10 protein-coding genes are annotated in these 17,965 nt (G+C 38.3%); 2 read left to right on the top strand and 8 right to left on the bottom strand.

The window, feature by feature from the left end; all coding sequences use genetic code 11:
* Positions 1 to 9: 9 nt before the first annotated feature.
* The 8 genes from CBW18_RS00620 to CBW18_RS00655 all read right to left on the bottom strand — a co-directional run bounded on the left by CBW18_RS00620 (position 10) and on the right by CBW18_RS00655 (position 15,324).
* Positions 10 to 1,764: a family 43 glycosylhydrolase gene (locus CBW18_RS00620; protein WP_088299330.1), complete on the bottom strand. Its 1,755-nt coding sequence runs from the start codon at positions 1,762 to 1,764 to the stop codon at positions 10 to 12.
* A 13-nt stretch (positions 1,765 to 1,777) separates the two neighbouring features.
* The gene (locus CBW18_RS00625; RefSeq protein WP_088299331.1) at positions 1,778 to 2,179 is read right to left on the bottom strand and encodes a hypothetical protein; all 402 of its coding nucleotides are present in this window, start codon (positions 2,177 to 2,179) and stop codon (positions 1,778 to 1,780) included.
* A gap of 52 nt (positions 2,180 to 2,231) precedes the next feature.
* The gene (locus CBW18_RS00630; RefSeq protein WP_088299332.1) at positions 2,232 to 3,599 is read right to left on the bottom strand and encodes a glucoamylase family protein; all 1,368 of its coding nucleotides are present in this window, start codon (positions 3,597 to 3,599) and stop codon (positions 2,232 to 2,234) included.
* 55 nt (positions 3,600 to 3,654) lie between these two features.
* Complete coding sequence (locus CBW18_RS00635; RefSeq protein WP_172406413.1) at positions 3,655 to 5,127, bottom strand: RagB/SusD family nutrient uptake outer membrane protein; 1,473 nt, start codon at positions 5,125 to 5,127, stop codon at positions 3,655 to 3,657.
* Positions 5,128 to 5,138: 11 nt separating this feature from the next.
* The gene (locus CBW18_RS00640; protein ID WP_088299333.1) at positions 5,139 to 8,150 is read right to left on the bottom strand and encodes a TonB-dependent receptor; all 3,012 of its coding nucleotides are present in this window, start codon (positions 8,148 to 8,150) and stop codon (positions 5,139 to 5,141) included.
* 333 nt (positions 8,151 to 8,483) lie between these two features.
* Positions 8,484 to 11,351 carry a triple tyrosine motif-containing protein gene (locus CBW18_RS00645; RefSeq protein ID WP_088299334.1) on the bottom strand — a complete coding sequence of 956 codons (2,868 nt, stop codon included), beginning with the start codon at positions 11,349 to 11,351 and terminating at the stop codon, positions 8,484 to 8,486.
* Positions 11,352 to 11,747: 396 nt separating this feature from the next.
* The gene (locus CBW18_RS00650) at positions 11,748 to 12,692 is read right to left on the bottom strand and encodes a rhodanese-related sulfurtransferase (protein WP_088299335.1); all 945 of its coding nucleotides are present in this window, start codon (positions 12,690 to 12,692) and stop codon (positions 11,748 to 11,750) included.
* 184 nt (positions 12,693 to 12,876) lie between these two features.
* On the bottom strand, positions 12,877 to 15,324 hold the full coding sequence (locus tag CBW18_RS00655) for a DUF5686 and carboxypeptidase regulatory-like domain-containing protein (protein WP_088299336.1): 2,448 nt from the start codon (positions 15,322 to 15,324) through the stop codon (positions 12,877 to 12,879).
* Positions 15,325 to 15,569: 245 nt separating this feature from the next.
* On the opposite strand from CBW18_RS00655, the gene kbl reads away from it, so the two are divergent.
* The gene (kbl, locus tag CBW18_RS00660) at positions 15,570 to 16,757 is read left to right on the top strand and encodes a glycine C-acetyltransferase (protein WP_088299337.1); all 1,188 of its coding nucleotides are present in this window, start codon (positions 15,570 to 15,572) and stop codon (positions 16,755 to 16,757) included.
* 167 nt (positions 16,758 to 16,924) lie between these two features.
* On the top strand, positions 16,925 to 17,965 hold the full coding sequence (gene pheS / locus CBW18_RS00665; protein WP_088299338.1) for a phenylalanine--tRNA ligase subunit alpha: 1,041 nt from the start codon (positions 16,925 to 16,927) through the stop codon (positions 17,963 to 17,965).

Consider the following 17,965-nt stretch of genomic DNA (forward strand, 5'->3'; position numbering starts at 1 on the left):
CTTTTAAAATTAATCTACTTTCTTTACCGTTGTTTTCTCTGAAACGCCATTTTCGTTGATGGCTTCAATTGAAAAGTAGTAGGCTTTCTGGCTATCCATTGCCTTAAACCAATATTCATTAAAATCATGGATCATGATGCAGTTATACAATTTATCTGGCGCTGTTCCATAATACAAGTTGTAGGCAAAAGCATTGTCAACAGGTTCCCATTTAGTGTAAGCACTACGTTTATCTTTTTCAGTTCTTAATACCACTAGATTTTCAACTGCTGATGGCTTTTTGCCGTTTCCATTTCCGAAAACACGTAAACCGCTTATGGCAAACTTTCCGGTGGGCATATGGATATTGACCATTTTGATAAACCTGGTTTTAACCGGTTTCTGAAGTTCGATGTAATCATGAGGCACATCCTTTTTGTTTTTGCTTTTATCAACCAGCATGGTCCACTTCTTTCCGTCAGTTGAAGAAAGAATCTGGTATTGGTGATAAATACCAATTTGTTTACCTATAAACGTGGCATCCTGATCAGCATAATTAATCTGAATGGCATTAACAATGGCCAGGCTGCCTAAATCAGTTTGAATCCATTCACCTTTATTCGCTGTTCTGGCGCTCCAATAGGTTTTAATACTTTCATCAACTGCATTGTTGGCGTAGAAGCTACCCAGTGTAGAAGAAACCATCACGGGCTTTTTATAATTGATCAGCATCCAGCCTGGTCCGGCAGGGCCATTTTCTTTTCTTTCAGCTGGAAGATATAGCGGATAATCTCCAAATGCGGTATTCGTCCACATCACGTCATCCTTGTCAAACCCTGTTGGCCAGATGCCCATCCGGCGTTCCCAGGTATTTTTAACGCAGATGATGCTGGTGGAAATGTGCCAATAATTTTTAGCATTATCCTGAAAGGTGGCACCATGACCTGCACCTCTTGAAAACCCACCACCTTTATAACTTAAGGGGTCAGATTGTGGTGTAAACTGCGTATCGTAAAATAAAGGTTTGCTTCCTACCACCACACCATCAGAATACCCGCTGAATTCTGTTCCCGGCGCACCATATTGAAAGTAATATTTGCTATTGTGCTTGGTCATCCAGGCACCTTCGGCAAAAGGATCTAAAAAAGTATTATCCATATATTCTCCAAATCGTTGCCAGCCATACCGCCAGCTTTCGAGTAAATACATGGGCGTTCGTGTTCCTTTAGGTTTAAAGGTTTTTCGGTCTAATTCTACACCATACATCGGGTAATTATTACTGCTGCCGTTGTACATGTAAAATTTGCCATCATCATCTGTAAAAAAGGAAGGATCCCATCCGCCAATTTCCAGCGAATCAACCAGCGGAAACCATTTATTGCCTTTGGGGTCAGTGCTTCCCCATAAAGTGAAGTTTTTGGTATAGGTACTGCCGAAGACGACCATGGTATCACCTACAATGCCTACGCCTGGGGCACAAAGCTCATCTTTGGTTTTATTCCACGGGCGAAGAAATTTGCGTTCTACAAATTTCCAGTTCAGCATATCGGGACTGTGCCAGTAACCCCATTGGTTGGTACTGAAGAGGTAAAAGTCGCCTTTGTAATTTACAATTACGGGGTCGGCTGTGGCACGGTGTTTTCCCCATTTGGTAAAATCTTCAATAGGAGTGTAACCATAATCAACATTGATGGGGTTACAATAGGTTTTTTGCTGAGCATAAATGCGATAGCTATTGCAAAACAGCGCTGTAATTACAAATATTTTGAATAAATGTTTAGCCATTATTCCTTCGTAATTAATTAAAAATGGTGATTCTAGCGCAGCTGGAACAGCCTATCGCCATGCCACTTACACTGAGACCGGTAACATGCGTACGATGTTCCCAGTAAACCCACATATCATGGGCACCTCCCGCAGAAGTTAATTTTACGGTATAGATGTCACTATTTTCAGGTATTTGTCCGATAACTGTTGCATTTGGCGTATTCGGAGCAATAAAAAAAGAATAAGTGCCACCACTGGTGTTGTTCTCTAACTGTACATAAATGCCGTCGCTGGTTGAATTGGTTGCGGTTACATTTACGGTAGCAAATTTTGCTTTTATTGTCTTATGTTTAACCTTTGGTAGGGTTGTAAAACTTGAGTTAAGGATTACGAATCCCATCATTGCTGTCAATATTAAAATTACTTTTTTCATGGTTTTTGAATTTAAGTTTAAATATATGATGGCTAAACATTTATATAGAATGCTAAGGTTTAAACTGGAAATCGAGTTTTGTTAACCCTTTTTGTACGTCGGAGTTACTCATAAATAATTTCCATAATAAACCTGATCTGTAATTTTCGATCATTACCACCATTGGCCCCTGATCGATGCCTAAATATCTTTTAGGATACCAGTTCTCACTTTCAGAAAAAGCATCATAGAAGCCATATTTACCCCAAACCTTATCACCTAAGTCTTCATAAAGATGGCGGATAACCTTCATTGATTCTTTTGGTGTATATGGGATGGATGAAATGGCTGCGGTAGGAGAGATTACCCCGAAATCTTCCTGTGGATTATGCGCAGCATAGCCTTTAACCGAGTAGCTTGCGGTTAATCCCCAGCTGTTTTCGCCATATCCTTTAAACTTCTCAGGATTAGCCACACAGTAATCATGAATGGCAAGGGTATGGTTCACATTATTTTGCCAGTAATCGGCATAGCGGTCTTTTAAACCTTTAGGATTTAATCCGAGATAGGAATAATGTGCCCAGAATAATGGACCAACAGATTTTTTTTGTCCCTGATATTTCAATGTGAATGGATGACCATATACCTTAAAATCAGCTTTGATTGCGCCATTGTCGGCCCAGCCCTGATGATAAACTTCGGCAGGAACGGTATGGGTAGGTGATGCAGCTGCTAAAACATACATAATTAAACATTCATTATAGCCCTTAACAGGAAAGTTCATTTCCCACTGGTATTCCGGCGACCAATGCCAGTATAGTACATTCTGGTTGCCGTTGCGGTACCAGTTGAAATCAATACCCTTCCAAAGTTCATCTGCTTTTTTTGCCAGGGCTTTATCTTCAGCAGATCCGTTTTTGTAATAAGCATCGATACAAATCAGTGCCTGAGCGACAAATGAAGTTTCGACTAAATCGCCTCCATTATCTTTTTGTCCGAATGGACGCACTTTACCGGTTTCCCCGTAAAGCCAATGCGGCCAGGCGCCGTGGAAACGATCAGCCTTAGCTAGAAAATCAAGTATTTTATTCAGGCGCGTTAAGCCATCATGTTTCGTTACATAACCCCTGTCTATTCCACTTAAAATGGCCATTAATCCGAAACCTGTTGCTCCTGTCGCTACCGTACTTTTGTCATTTTCAGGATAAATATTATCAACATGATAACGTTCTCTTCCCGCACCGGATGTAGGTTCGGCACCATCCCAAAAATATTGGAAGGTTTGTTTCTGAACAAGGTCTAAAAGTTCTTCATCAGAAAGATTTTTTTTAATGGTTTGCTGAGCACTATCATTGGTGTTTTCTTTTTGTGCACATGATGAAAGTGAAACCAGAAGGAGCGAGAAAATTAGGATGTGACGGATAAGGTAAGTTTTTAACATAGCGGTTTAAAAAAAAGGTTGCCAGATCATCTGGCAACCTTTATCAACATTTTTATTAGTAACCAGGATTCTGCGTGAGCAAGCCTCCGCTTAAATCAATTTCTGTTTGTGGAATAGGCCATACTTCATTTTTATTGGCTTTCCATCCTTTGGGGCCAAAAACCTGAAGTGCTCTTCCTTGTCTGATGACATCAAAATAACGATCGTTTTCCATTGCTAATTCAACTTGTCTCTCTTTCCATATTGCATTGCGCAATGCGGTTTGATCAGTAGTAGTGACATCAGGTAAAATTGCAGTGTTTGAACCTCTCGCCCTTCTGCGTACTCTGTTTAAAGAAGTTAGCGCTTGTGCAGGGTTTCCCAATTCGTTCGAAGCTTCAGCATTCATTAAAAGTATATCAGAAAATCTCAATACCCTGAAATTTTGTTGAGCACCTTCGTTAAAACCAGAGATCCTCGTATTAAATGGAACATAAGATTTTTGATTGTAACGGTCATTCGGAACTGTAGTTGGTACTAAATCTCCTTGAGGCGTGGTTTCTCCTTTAAATAAGATAGTAGCATCTCTTCTTGGATCACCAGTTTCAAAAGCTGCAGCTAACTCTGCCGACGGTGTATTGAAACCCCATCCCATTACTCCAGCTACACCCTGAACCTGGCTGTATTGTGAGTTTGAAGCATCAGCATTGCTTTGCAACAATTCTGCCTGTACTTCGAATAAAGACTCAACACTATTTTCATTTTCAACCCTAAAACCTTTTTCAAAGTCAGGATATAAATCATAACCTAATCCCATTACCTGATTGGTTAGTGCAAGTACATCTGCCCATTTGTTTTGGTACATGGCAACTTTAGCTTTCATACCAAGTGCTGCGCCTTTTGTAGCTCTCCCTAAATCTGCAGCACCGTATGATTGTGGTAATACAGCAGCGGCTTCTGTTAGGTCTTTTTCAATTTGAGCATATACCGCAGCTTTCTCAGCCTGTGGAATATTATACTCAGAGTTATCTTTAGGAACATTTAACCTAAGCGGTACTCTTCCGTAAGCCCTCACTAACCTAAAGTAAGAATATGCACGGATAAATTTAGCCTCAGCCAAATATCTGTCTTTAAGTGAAGCATCCATATTGATATTTGGTACATTATCCAACACCTGGTTGCAAAGATTGATGTTTTGATACTGACCCGTCCAGAAATCTTGTAAAGTACCGTGAGTAGCAGTAACAGTGAACTGATCATACAGGTTAAAAAAGGTTGCATCTGTAGGCGTACTGCCTTTATCCGCCTCATCTGATCCTGTGCTTTCTATAGCAATGGCATTAAATGCTACATTGTTCCAGCTGCGAAGATTCGCATAAATAGCATTTACGCCTTTCAGTGCATCATCCTGGTTTTTCCAGAAGGTAACTGATGGCTGTTGTGCCTGGGGTGGTACATTAAGAAAGTCTTTTTTACATGAAGCTGTAAAGAGCAATGTGCTAAAAGCAAAGGCCAATACGCTCGATTGTATATTTATATTTTTTTTCATTTTGATGTCAATTAGAAGGTTACGTTAACGCCGAAATTATAAGTTGCAAATAATGGGTAAACGTTTGTATCTATACCTGCACTTGTAGGTTTTCCTCCAACCTCAGGGCTAAAACCTTTGTATCCGAAAATGTTAACTGCGTTTTGAGCATTTGCAAAAAACCTTAATCGCTGCATTTTCATTTTACTGCTTATTGCGCTTGGCAAGGTATAGCCGAGTTGAATATTTCTCAAACGGATGTAATCACCTTTTTCAACATAGAATGAATTTGGTGCATTATTTATACCACCAGCAATGTCAGCAGACGAATAGGTATTCGATGTTCCTGGGCCTGACCAACGGTTGTTGATAAAATCCTTGGTGTAATTTTCATTACCAAAGCGGCTACTTAAATTTGCATTATATACACTAACATCTGCAACACCTTGGATATCCAACGTTAAATCGAAGTTTTTATAAGCGAAATTAGTATTCACGCCATAAGTGAATTTAGGGTTTGGATTTCCAAGGACTACCCTGTCTCTTAAATCGATTACTCCATCACCATTAATATCAGCATATTTAAAATCACCTCTTTTAAAACCTGGCCAAGCGGCGGCTTCAGCATCAGTTTGGAAAACACCTTCAACCTGATAACCAAAAAACTCACCAATTGGACGGTTGTTGACAGTTCTTGTAGATAAATATCCACTTGTTAAACCATCGCCGCCTTTATAGATAGGGTTTGCTCCTGAGGTTACATTGAGAACTTTATTATTATTCATTCCGATATTACCACTAATAGAGTAAGTAAAACCATTATCAGTTTTGTCAGCCCAAGTTGCCGAGAACTCTAAACCACGATTTTGAATATCTGCTTGGTTAGCAATAATTGAACTGTTAACTGTTCCTAAACTTCCCAATACGGGAATGTCAAAGATTGCTTGTTCAGTTTTTCTACTGTAATAATCTACCTCAATTGATAATCTGTTTTTAAGAAAACCCATTTCTAAACCAACATCTGTACCAGCACTTCTTTCCCAGAATAATGTTGGTGGAACTAATGTTCTGATGTTGGCACCAGTGTATGGAATCCCTCCGAAGAAAGCAATCAAGCCAGCAGTTTGATCTACCGTTTGGGTAGATGGATTAAACGGAACTCCGGCATTACCTACTTTACCCCAGCTACCTCTTAATTTTAAATTACTGAAGATCTTCTGATCTTTCATAAAATCTTCGTTGCTAATTACCCAGCCTGCACCGATGGAAGGGAAATTACCCCAAACATTGTCAGAACCAAAGAATTGAGATGCACCATCTCTTCTAACTGAAGCATTTAAAAGGTATTTGTTTTTGTAACCGTAGTTAACCCTTGCAAAATAAGAAGCAAACGTTGATAGCTCACCTTCATCTGTGATGTTTCTGGTAGACGCATCACCTAATGCTAAATACAAATCGCCTTCTGAAGAATATGGAACATTTAATGCATCTGCATTGATCTTATACATTTTATTACGCTGGGCAGTTTGTCCTACCAGTACTGTTAAACTATGGTCATTCCACTTTTTATCGTAAGTTAAAGTATTTTCTATAATCCAGTTTCTGTTTTCAACACGATCAATATCCAATTTACTATTGGTATTCTGTTGCGTATTACTTGCTTTATAAACCGGAATATAACCACGAACTTCTTCCTGACCAAAATCACCACCAAAACTCGTTTTGAATGTGAAGTCTTTCAGGAACTTCAACTCTGCAAATATATTTCCGGTAACCTTGTATTTTGTGGTTTGCTGATTAAAGAAATCCAAAGTAGCTTGAGGATTCATGTTACTGCCATTACCTAAGTTATAGGCATTAGGATCGCCATAAGTTCCATCTGCATTAAACACAGGAACAACAGGAGAAGCTGCATACAAAGCCCTGAAGATACTGGTTGGAGCATCTTTAGATTTGCTGGAAGCTGCAGTTACATTATATCCAATCTTTAATGGTTTAAAAATCTGAAAGTCATTCGATAATCGGGCGGTATATCTTTTGTAATTGTTGTTTTTAACAATTCCATCCTGATCTAAATAGCCTAGGGATAGGTTATAAGTTGATTTTTCACTTCCTCCGCTAATAGAAAGCTGATGATTGGTAATCAAAGCATCTCTTAAAACGACATCATACCAGTTGGTTCCTTCTCCAAGGTTGGTATTGGAAAATAATGGGGCAACAGCAGGAGTTTGAAGTGCATATGCCTCATTTACTGCCGTAGCATATTCTGAAGCATTTGCCATCTCAACCTGATTCGTTACCTTCTGGAAACCCACAGTACCGTTATAATTGATTACTGCATCACCTTTTTTACCTTTATTTGTTGTTACGAGAACTACACCATTGGCAGCCCTGATACCATAAATGGATTGAGCAGAGGCATCTTTTAAAATACTAATATTGGCAATGTCTGAAGGATTTAAAAAGTTAATATCATCATACCACACACCGTCTACTACATATAATGGTACTGTTTTGCCATAAATGGTACCGGTACCTCTGATGGTAATGGTTGGCGAACCGCCTGGCGTACCAGTATTCGTAATAGAAACACCTGCTACTTTACCTTGCAAGGCACCAACAGGATTTGTGGAGATCTGTTTTGAAATATCCTCCCCCTTAACACTGGCTACCGATCCGGTTACATCAATTTTTCTTTGTGTACCATAACCTACCACTACAACCTGCTCTAATTGTTGTGTTGATGAAGCTAAAGCCACATTAATGGCGGTGCGGTTAGCCACTGCCTGCTCTTGTGCAGTGTAACCTACAAAATTGAATACTAAAGTGGCATCAGCAGGTGCGCTGATTGAGTAATTCCCGTCTGCATCCGTCTGCGTTCCCCCTTGTGCACCCTTAATCGTAATGGTTACGCCCGGTAAAGATGTCTTATCACCTCCATCAGTTACTTTACCTTTAATGGTAATGTTTTGCGCAAATGCTACGTTAATGGTTAGCAAGCAAAATGCAGCGAGAACAGAAATTCTTGTAAAGATTCTTTTCATGCTATTATTAAAATTTAGTTAATTGTTAATATAAAAGTGAGGTTGTTTTTCTGCTTGTGCAAGTAAATATACCTCAACATTTATACATCATGAAGTTGATTTTGATACTTCAGTTAAACGTACCAAATGGCGTAAAGGGCCAAATAGGCACTTTTTTAATACGGCACCTTAATAATTTTTTTTAAATAGTGTAAAATATACACGAAGTAAATTGTGGGGTAAATTTTTCGGCTATGAGAGGTAATGATGTAGTGGTTTGCTGCCCTAACTAATGAATTTATGAGTAAAATTTTATTTAAAATGATCTGCCTAAAACTTCCTGTCATTTTAAAGCTACAATTCCATCAAGAATTCTGTAAGGTTTTTATCATGCGGAACCTCTAGTTTTTTACGCAATCTATACCTTCTGATTTCCACGCCCCTCAGGCTAATGTTAAGCAGTGATGACATTTCTTTACTGCTCATATTCATCCTTAGGTAAGCACATAGTTTAAGGTCGTTAGGGACCAAATCAGGATGCTGTGCTTTTAATTTTTTGAAGAAACTTTCATGTGCTTCATTGAAACTGTTTTCAAATAAATGCCAGTCGCGTTCATCATTCATCCCATCGTTAATTACCTTCTGTATTTTACGGGTTTGATCATCAGACAGCTTCTTGCCGTTCTCATCTTTCAATTTGGTAATTTCGCCACCTAATTTTTGCAGCAGCTCATTTTTATAAACCAGTGTCATGGCCGAATTGGCTAACTCGCGGGTTTTAGAAGCCAGCTCAGCCTGTAATTTTTCTGTCTGAAGTTTTGTAATCTGCTTCTCATTGGCTTCTGTTTCTCTTCTCAGGATTTCATCCTGTTCTGACTTTAGTTGCTCACTTATTTTTTGACTGTCTCTTTTAAGCTTTGTTTCATAGATTTTCTTACCTAAGATCAAAACCACAGCGAAAAGAATAGAATAGGCAAGTAATGACCAGTTGTTCAAATACCAGGGACGAAGAATGGTAAATTTAAAGACCGTTACATCTGTTACTGATGAATCATTAAGTTTAGCCCTGAGCTTAAATTTATAGCTTCCACTGGATAGATTAGTAAAATCCTTTTCGGCAGCATCACTCCAGTCTGACCAGTCTTTTGAATAACCTTCTAAGAAATACTGGTATTTTACTTTAGCCTGCCTGTAATAAGGAAGTGCAAAAGAAATGCGGATATTATTTCTGCTGTACGGGAGCTCGGTATCATTTCCGGTTTCATTAAGCGTATAGTATTTATCGGTAATGTCATCTATTCTCCGAATGAGAACAGCGGGGAGTTTACTCGCAATAGATTGATTTTGCTGTGAATTATAAATTACAAAGCCATCATCTACACTAATCAGATAGATGGAATTACTAATTTTACTAATGTTTTCATAGTATTGAACCATTCGTCCGTCGAGCAAACTAAACTGGTTGGAATCTATTTCTATTTTCCCCGGGGCAGAAAAATTAACCAAAGATGTTTTGCCGTGGTTGATAAACCAGTATTTCTTTTCTCCGGCCTGAATAATGTTATTTGAAGCGGCAAAAGACCCCAGTTTTTTATTTAATACTTCGTAGCTGGTAAATTTATTGCTCAATTCATCATAGGTATAAAAACCTTTATCAGAAGAGAAGACAATTCTGTTTTCCAGATTAAAAATGTTGATGTTATAATTACCAGGTAAACCATTGCGTTCATCAAAATACTTGGTGCTAATGACTTTTGTATAATCTGAATTTAAAGTAAGTTTATAAAGCCCTTTGTAAGCATGACCGACCCATATATCGCCTTTATTATCTTGCTCAATAAACCGGGATGGTGCATCGAAACCCGAAATTTGTGTGATAAATTTTAAACCTGCCCCGGGTATTTTCTGATATAGTGAGAGACCAACATAAGTGCCCTGGATCAGGTAATTGGGATTGGAATTTAGCTTCTTTATCGTCCAGCCGCCACTTGTACGCGAGATCCATTCAATCCGGTCACCAAAAACTTTAAATGTACCGCTGTTATGGCCGCAAATTAATTCGCTGTCAATGATGGTCAGTTCCCAAACTTGTCCTTGTGAACCCGGAATAAGTTTAAAATTAAGATTTGATGCCGTATTTGGAGACCATTCACTATAAAATAGCCCCTGGTTAGTGCCAAGATAGATTTTTTTGTCGAAAATGATACTGGAGTAAACTGTTCCGAACTGCCCGGTTTTATCAAAATAAAAGTACAGGGGCGAATTTAATTCAATCCTGTCGATGCCATTATCCAAACCTGCCCAAAGATTCTGTTCGTTATCAGCATACAAACTTAATATGGTATTGTTTTGAAGTCCGCTTGATTTATTGATTTTCTGTACAATGTTGCCATCTTCATCAATGATAATCAAGCCATTCAGAATGGTTCCATAGGCATAATATTTTCCCAGTAACCGAACACCGTTATTAAGCTGATAAGTTTTCAGGAATGCATTTGCCGGTGTATTTAGGGGGGTAAAATTTTTTCCGTCATAGACAAAAAGGCCGTTTTTGCTGGTGCCGATTAAAAGTCCTCCATTCTTATAGGGTAGGATAGACAATACCCCTTGTTTGCCCAACTGATCGCTTTGTGAAAGGTAAACCAGTTTATTGCCAACCAGTTCATGTAATCCGTTTTCAAGTATCTCCACAAAAAACCGTTTATTTACTTGGTGCAGAAAAAGTAATGATTTTGAGGAAGCTACAATGCTAATTTTATTGTTATGGTAAATCAGAATTTTGGAAAACGACTGAAAAATCACACGGTCGCCATCCACATAAATTTTCCAGATTTCATCTGTGATTTTTGACCCTTTTGGAAGCAATGAGATGAGCGAATGATAAGTTAATTTATTTTCCTTAATGGCCCAATAACCAAATTCGCCGAAGCATCCGGTATAAATTTTCCCTTTTTGATCTGTCGCAACCGATCTTACGATCTGACCGTTTGGCATTTTATATTTTTGCCAATACTTTCCATCAAAAGTGAGTAAACCTTCGGCATTACCGTAGTACATAATGCCATGATGATCTTTGGCTATGCTCCAATTCTGATTGCCTGCACCATAAATAGACTTGGAATAATTTTCAATATACGGAACACCAATGCTCTTAATATCGGAAGCAAAAGTATAATGGGATAGAAGAAGAAATAATAAAAACAGGCGTACTGTATTAAACATATAATGGGATCTGATTAAGCCATTGCATTGCAAAGTAAATGAAAAACATTGAATGCTTGTTAGTTGATGGTTTTATTATTAAACTAATTGCTCAATAGTCCATAGACATCATTTTTGCAAAGTTGTTCATATTCACCATAAAGCCTCTTAAATGCAGCTTCAATGATATCACTCCGGGATGAAGCCATAAACAAACAACTTCTAATCCGGATCTAGAATTCAGCTTTTTATGCCCATACAGCGTCATGCAATATTTAGGTTTACTGAATCTGCGGCTTTCTTAATTACCAGAATGGACGCTTTTTAGGTTTATCGGCTGGTGCTTATCCGCATTAAACAATCAATTATGGATTTCCAACTAAGCTATTGACCACTAACTATTGGCCATCAACTCCATCATATCATTTCTACTTTCTTTGCTACTGGCTGAGGAACCTTCACATAATAACCTGTTCCGTCGTATGGGCGTTTCCGTGGATTAGTGGTGCAAGCCGTAGAGCAACAACCTTGCAGTTTTTCTCCACATTCATCACACTGGGTAATGTGTTCATTACACTCCGGATTGGCGCAATTGATCATTTTTGGGGTGGTTTTGCCACAATTATAGCAAACTGATACAACGGTAGGATTAACCTGATTAACATCTACGGCTATTCGATTATCAAATACGTAACATTTACCTTCAAAGTCTTTACCGCCTGCTTCCTTTCCATATTTGATAATTCCACCATGTAACTGGTAAACATCATTAAAGCCATGGTGTAAAAGAAGGGCCGAAGCCTTTTCGCACTTGATGCCTCCGGTGCAGTAAGTTAGAATTTTCTTGTCTTTGTATTGAGCCAACTGATTTATCTGCTCCGGGAAATCGCGGAAATTCTCAATATCTAGCGTAATTGCATTTTTAAATTTCCCCAGGTTATGCTCATAATTGGAGCGAACATCTAAAATAACAACGTCTTCATCATCCTTCATGGCCATGAAATCTGCTGGTTCCAGGTGTTTGCCTGTCTTTTCATTTGGATTGATAATCGAAGTATCTCTTAAGCCCGAATGCACAATTTCTGACTTATAGCGACAGTGCATCTTTAAAAATGATGGTTCTTCCACCTCATCGATTTTAAATTCAGTCTTCGCGAAACGTTCATCTGCATGGATAGCTTTCATGTAGGCATCGCATGATTGTTGCGTACCTGAAACCGTTCCGTTTAAACCTTCATCAGCCACAATAATACGGCCTACTAAATCTAGCGATTTACAAAATTTAAGGTGATCTGCAGCAAATTGTTCTGCATCTGCTATGTAACTATAGCAATAATAAAGAAGTGTCTGATATTTTTTCATAACGCTGTTGATACCGTTGCAAACGGCGTTTAAAGCGGGGCAAAGATAATAAAAAAGATGGATGGAAGAAAGCGTTTAGGTAAAGGAGGTATATTCTTACGTCTCCCGGTTACAAGTAAAAGGTGTAAGAAATAAGCCTAACTCATCTAATCCCTAAACAATCAACCTTTAATCTTAACCTAAATTAAAATCCATAGCTGATTCTAAATCCCTGCGTCAGCTTTTTTGCGCCATCATAGGCGAAGCCATAACTTGCTCTTAATACCAATCGCTGAATACCAAAGTAAAACTCTTTATAATTTCTTTTTTCTGGTGAAGATAAATACCCGCCGCCTATAAATTCTTCTAACCTCGCTTTGCGTAAGATTGGAATCTTATTGAAGAAAAAGCCAGCAAAATTATGTTCCAGGTGTGCTTCAAAATATTGCTGATTGGTACTGAACTGATAAAAATCAAGAAATTGAAATTTACGAAGGTTAGGAGGGAAGATGGTAGAAATATTACCCTGGAAATGTTTATAATCCAGGTAATACATTTTGCTGTTATTTAAAAACTTTCCAACGCCTGCCAAAAGCGAAGTATATCCCCATAAGCCTAACCCAATCCTATCCTGAGAAACCTCTGCTTTTACAAAGTCGTAATCAACATCGCTGCCCAATACCCCGTTCATCCCTTTTTTATACAAGACGGTTATTTTCGGATATTTTGATTCAGTGTAAAACTTACCATCTGGTCTAGTGATGTATTTTTGCCCGATGGTATAAGTTAAACTTGCTGTCGCACTAACGGAAGTGTAAGTTGGAAATAGTGGTGTCTCCACATTCGGACTAAATGGATTATTGGAGGTAAATTCCCGCTCTTTATTATCGAAGAATTTAAAATCAGTGCTGTTGGTGAGATAATGATTCCTGTTATAATCAAAGGCCAGGCTGGCTTGTAAACCTGTAGCCAGTTCTCTGGTGGTATTGATATTGAAAAAACTTTTTTCGTAGTATTTCGCAAAATTCTTTTCGTACAATAGCGAGTTAATGGTATTGCCTATGGCCGTCATCGAACCTAAATTGTTCATGTCGAAAATTCCATTACCAAAAGATGCACTCACACTGGCTCGTTTTAATGGATTATAAAGGTAATTTCCGCTTAAACTCGCCGTTAATTTCTGATTAGCAAAACCATACCTTGCCTCCGGTCTGATACTGTATGAAACGTTGTCATCAAGAACTTTTTTGTACGTAACACCATACTTGATCACAAGTCCTTCTACGGTATTATAAAAAATAGATTTTCTGATGGGATCAAATGAATAATATTTTTTATCATAGCGGTCATTGATGCTGTGGCCCTCCATAAAAAGCTTACCTAATCCGAATTTATTATTTTCTTTCTCCAGAGAGTCTAAATATTTTTTAGATTCTTTAAGCTTTGCAATGCTGTCTTTTTTAACATAATTTAATTTCTCATCAGGTGTTAAAGGAATCGGACGGTTACTGCTCCAATAAATAGAATCCTTTTTATTCACCATTTGGGTAACTTTCAGAATTTCACCATTAAAAAAGCTTTTTGGAAATTTAGGCTCAAGGTTGTAATTGCTATATACGCCAACATAGTACCCTGCAAATTTGAAACCCAAAATATTCCCATTAAACTGAAAGTTCACACTGGTAGGCATGTACACCTCTTTTACCTTCGTAAACTGCTGGTTGATGTTTAAGGTATCAATAAAATTGATTCCTGCATTTTTGGTCAGGTAAAGATCGGTATTGTAAATTCTCCAGCTTTCATCAATAATATAGATAATACCTCTAAATACAGGATCATTTTCGCGACGTGGGATCACCTCTATCTTATGAACGAGTACACCATTTTCTTTCGAATCACCCAAAGATTTGTATTTGTAGTAGAACAGCGCATTGTCAGCAATTGGAGATATGAATCCTCTTGCACTCAATTTATTCTCTAACAGGTAATTATCATAGAAATCAATAATTAAATCTGAAGCCTTATTAAAACTGAACGCACTGTTTGTACCTGCTACTTTAGAAGAAATCATCTCCTCACGGATATCATCTGGCCTTTGAAAATTGAATCTGCTTTGCGATTCTGAGAGATAAATAATACCTTTTCTATTCGTATCCAGATCCATCACTTTTCTGATATCTCTGCCCATGAATTTTTTAGGGGCACCTTTTAGCCGTTGCACTCCTTTAATATAAACATCGCAGGAGAATGCTTTCACTTCCTCCAGGTGTTCCTTTCTCTTTTTAATGGCTTGTCTGATGATTTCATAGGCAGGGTCTTCCGCATTTGCCTTGATGTTAACGTTATCAAGCGTATAACTTTCAGAAGAGAGTTTAACATCCAAAACGATATCTGTATTAGCATTTACGATATGATCTTGTTGTGTATAGCCTACAGCCCTGAAACTAAGTGTAAACTGGCCACTATTAAGTTTAATGGTATACTTTCCATCCACATTGGCTGATGTGCCCGTAGTGGTATTTTTTATATAAACAGATGCAAAAGGTACTGGTTGCCCGCCCGTATCCCGAATAGTTCCTGAAATAATATGTTGCTGTGCAATTACAAAATTGGCCAAACTACAAAATAAAAGGAGCGCGCAAAATTTTATCATGGTAATGATTAGTAAGCTATAAATATCGAATAAGTTTTAAGACTATACAGAATTTCAATGTTAAAGTTTGTTAAGTAGAAAAAAAAATAGCTTACCTGGTTTCTTTTTTCGTTTTTGCAAGATATTATATGGCATCGGCAAGCTGAGATCAGATTGATTTGAAGTAAAATGGTATTTCAAGTTGGAATTTCAAACGGAGCGCGGTTTTTTTTATAACTTTGATGCCGTAATAACCATAAAAAGCCATGTACAAAACCTTACAACCTGTTCTTCAGAAGGAACTTGAAGAAATTGAAAACGCTGGATTGTTTAAACGCGAACGTATAATTATTACACCTCAGGGTGCAGATATTAAAGTGAGTGGCGGCGCAGAGGTGATCAACTTTTGTGCGAATAATTATTTAGGCCTTTCCTCTCATCCGAAAGTAATTGAAGCTGCTAAAAAAGCAATTGATGACCACGGTTATGGCATGTCATCAGTACGGTTTATTTGCGGTACCCAGGATGTACATAAAGAACTTGAAGCTAAGATATCTGAATTTTTAGGTACAGAAGATACCATTTTATATGCAGCAGCATTTGACGCGAATGGAGGTGTTTTTGAACCCTTATTTAATGCTGAAGATGCCATTATTTCAGATGAGCTAAATCATGCGTCCATTATTGATGGTGTTCGTTTATGTAAAGCACAGCGCTTCCGTTATAAAAATGCGGATATGGAAGATTTGGAAAAACAACTGATTGCAGCTAAAGATTGTCGCCACAGGATTATTGTTACCGATGGTGCTTTTTCAATGGATGGATCTGTTGCACCATTAGACCAAATTGCAGATTTAGCTGATAAATACGAAGCATTGATCATGATTGATGAGTCGCATTGCTCTGGTTTTATAGGTAAAACCGGACGTGGCACACATGAGCATTTTAATGTAATGGATCGCATTGATATCATTACCGGAACCTTAGGTAAGGCTTTGGGTGGAGCATCAGGCGGATTTACTTCAGGCAAAAAAGAAATTATTGATATGTTGCGTCAAAGGTCTCGCCCATATCTGTTCTCCAATACGCTTGCGCCTGCTATTGCCGGTGCTTCTATCGCCGTTTTGGATATGTTAAGTGAAACGACTTCATTGAGAGATAAACTAGAAAGCAATACCAAATATTTCCGTGAAAAAATGACCGAGGCAGGTTTTGATATCAAGCCTGGTTTTCACCCCATTGTGCCGGTGATGTTATATGATGCCAAGGTAGCCCAAACATTTGCAGCCAAAATGCTGGAAGAAGGAATTTATGTGATCGGATTTTTCTATCCAGTAGTTCCGCAGGGTAAAGCACGGATTCGCGTCCAGCTTTCTGCTGCACATGAACAACATCACCTTGATCAGGCGATTGCTGCATTTACAAAGGTTGGGAAAGATTTAGGCGTCATTTAAATTCAACCTACTGGTTGGTGTCTCACCAACCAGTGTAAAAATTTAGAAAGCCACATCATGTGGCTTTTGCTGTTTTGGGTTCATTTTCTTTTATGCTGATATTGTAAACAGATTTTTGAACCCGGTATGTTTAAATTTTTACGATATTTTGCTGTATATTTGAACCCATGTTGCAGGATAAGATCACACAATACACCACGGATATTCAAGCTTTCGTAACACAAAAAGCAGATGAACTGGAGCAATTCCGAATTAAATACTTAGGCAGTAAAGGCATTATAAAAGAAATTTTCGAAGAATTTAAATCTGTTTCCATTGAAGAAAAAAAATCACTGGGGAAGGTTTTAAATGAGTTTAAGCAAATTGCCGAATCAAAATACAATTCCCTGAAGGAAATTACGGAATCCAGTACGGCTCAGGCTTCTGTGAATGACCTGGATTTAACACTACCTGGAGAAGGTTTTGAAATTGGTTCACGGCATCCTTTGGCGCTGGTTAGGCGTGAAATTGTAGAGATTTTTGCCAAGCTTGGTTTTAATGTAGCCGAAGGACCAGAAATTGAAGACGACTGGCATAACTTCTCGGCGCTAAACTTTCCTGAAGAACATCCGGCAAGAGATATGCAGGATACATTTTTCATAAAAAAAGGCGGAGAAAAAGGCGACATTGCTTTGCGTACACATACTTCATCGGTACAGGTGCGTATGATGGAGCAGGGACAGCCACCTTTCAGGGCAATTATGCCGGGCAGGGTTTACCGCAATGAAGCCATTTCGGCTAGGGCACACTGCTTTTTTCATCAGATAGAAGGTTTGTATGTGGATGAAAATGTTTCATTTGCGGATCTAAAACAGACTTTATTCTACTTTGTACAGGAATTATATGGCGAGGGAACAAAAGTTCGCTTCCGTCCTTCTTACTTTCCTTTCACTGAGCCATCTGCAGAGATGGATATTTCTTGTACCATTTGTAAAGGCGCAGGCTGCCAGTTATGTAAATACAGTGGTTGGGTAGAAATTCTAGGTTGTGGAATGGTTGATCCGAATGTGTTGGAAAACTGTGGGATCGACGCTAAAAAATACAGCGGATTTGCTTTTGGTATGGGTATTGAGCGCATCGCGAATTTAAAATATGTGATCAAAGATTTACGCTTATTTTCAGAAAACGACGCCCGCTTCTTAAAACAGTTTAAATCAGCCTTAATTTAA

The organism is Pedobacter sp. AJM (genome assembly GCF_002197755.1).
Lineage (GTDB): Bacteria > Bacteroidota > Bacteroidia > Sphingobacteriales > Sphingobacteriaceae > Pedobacter.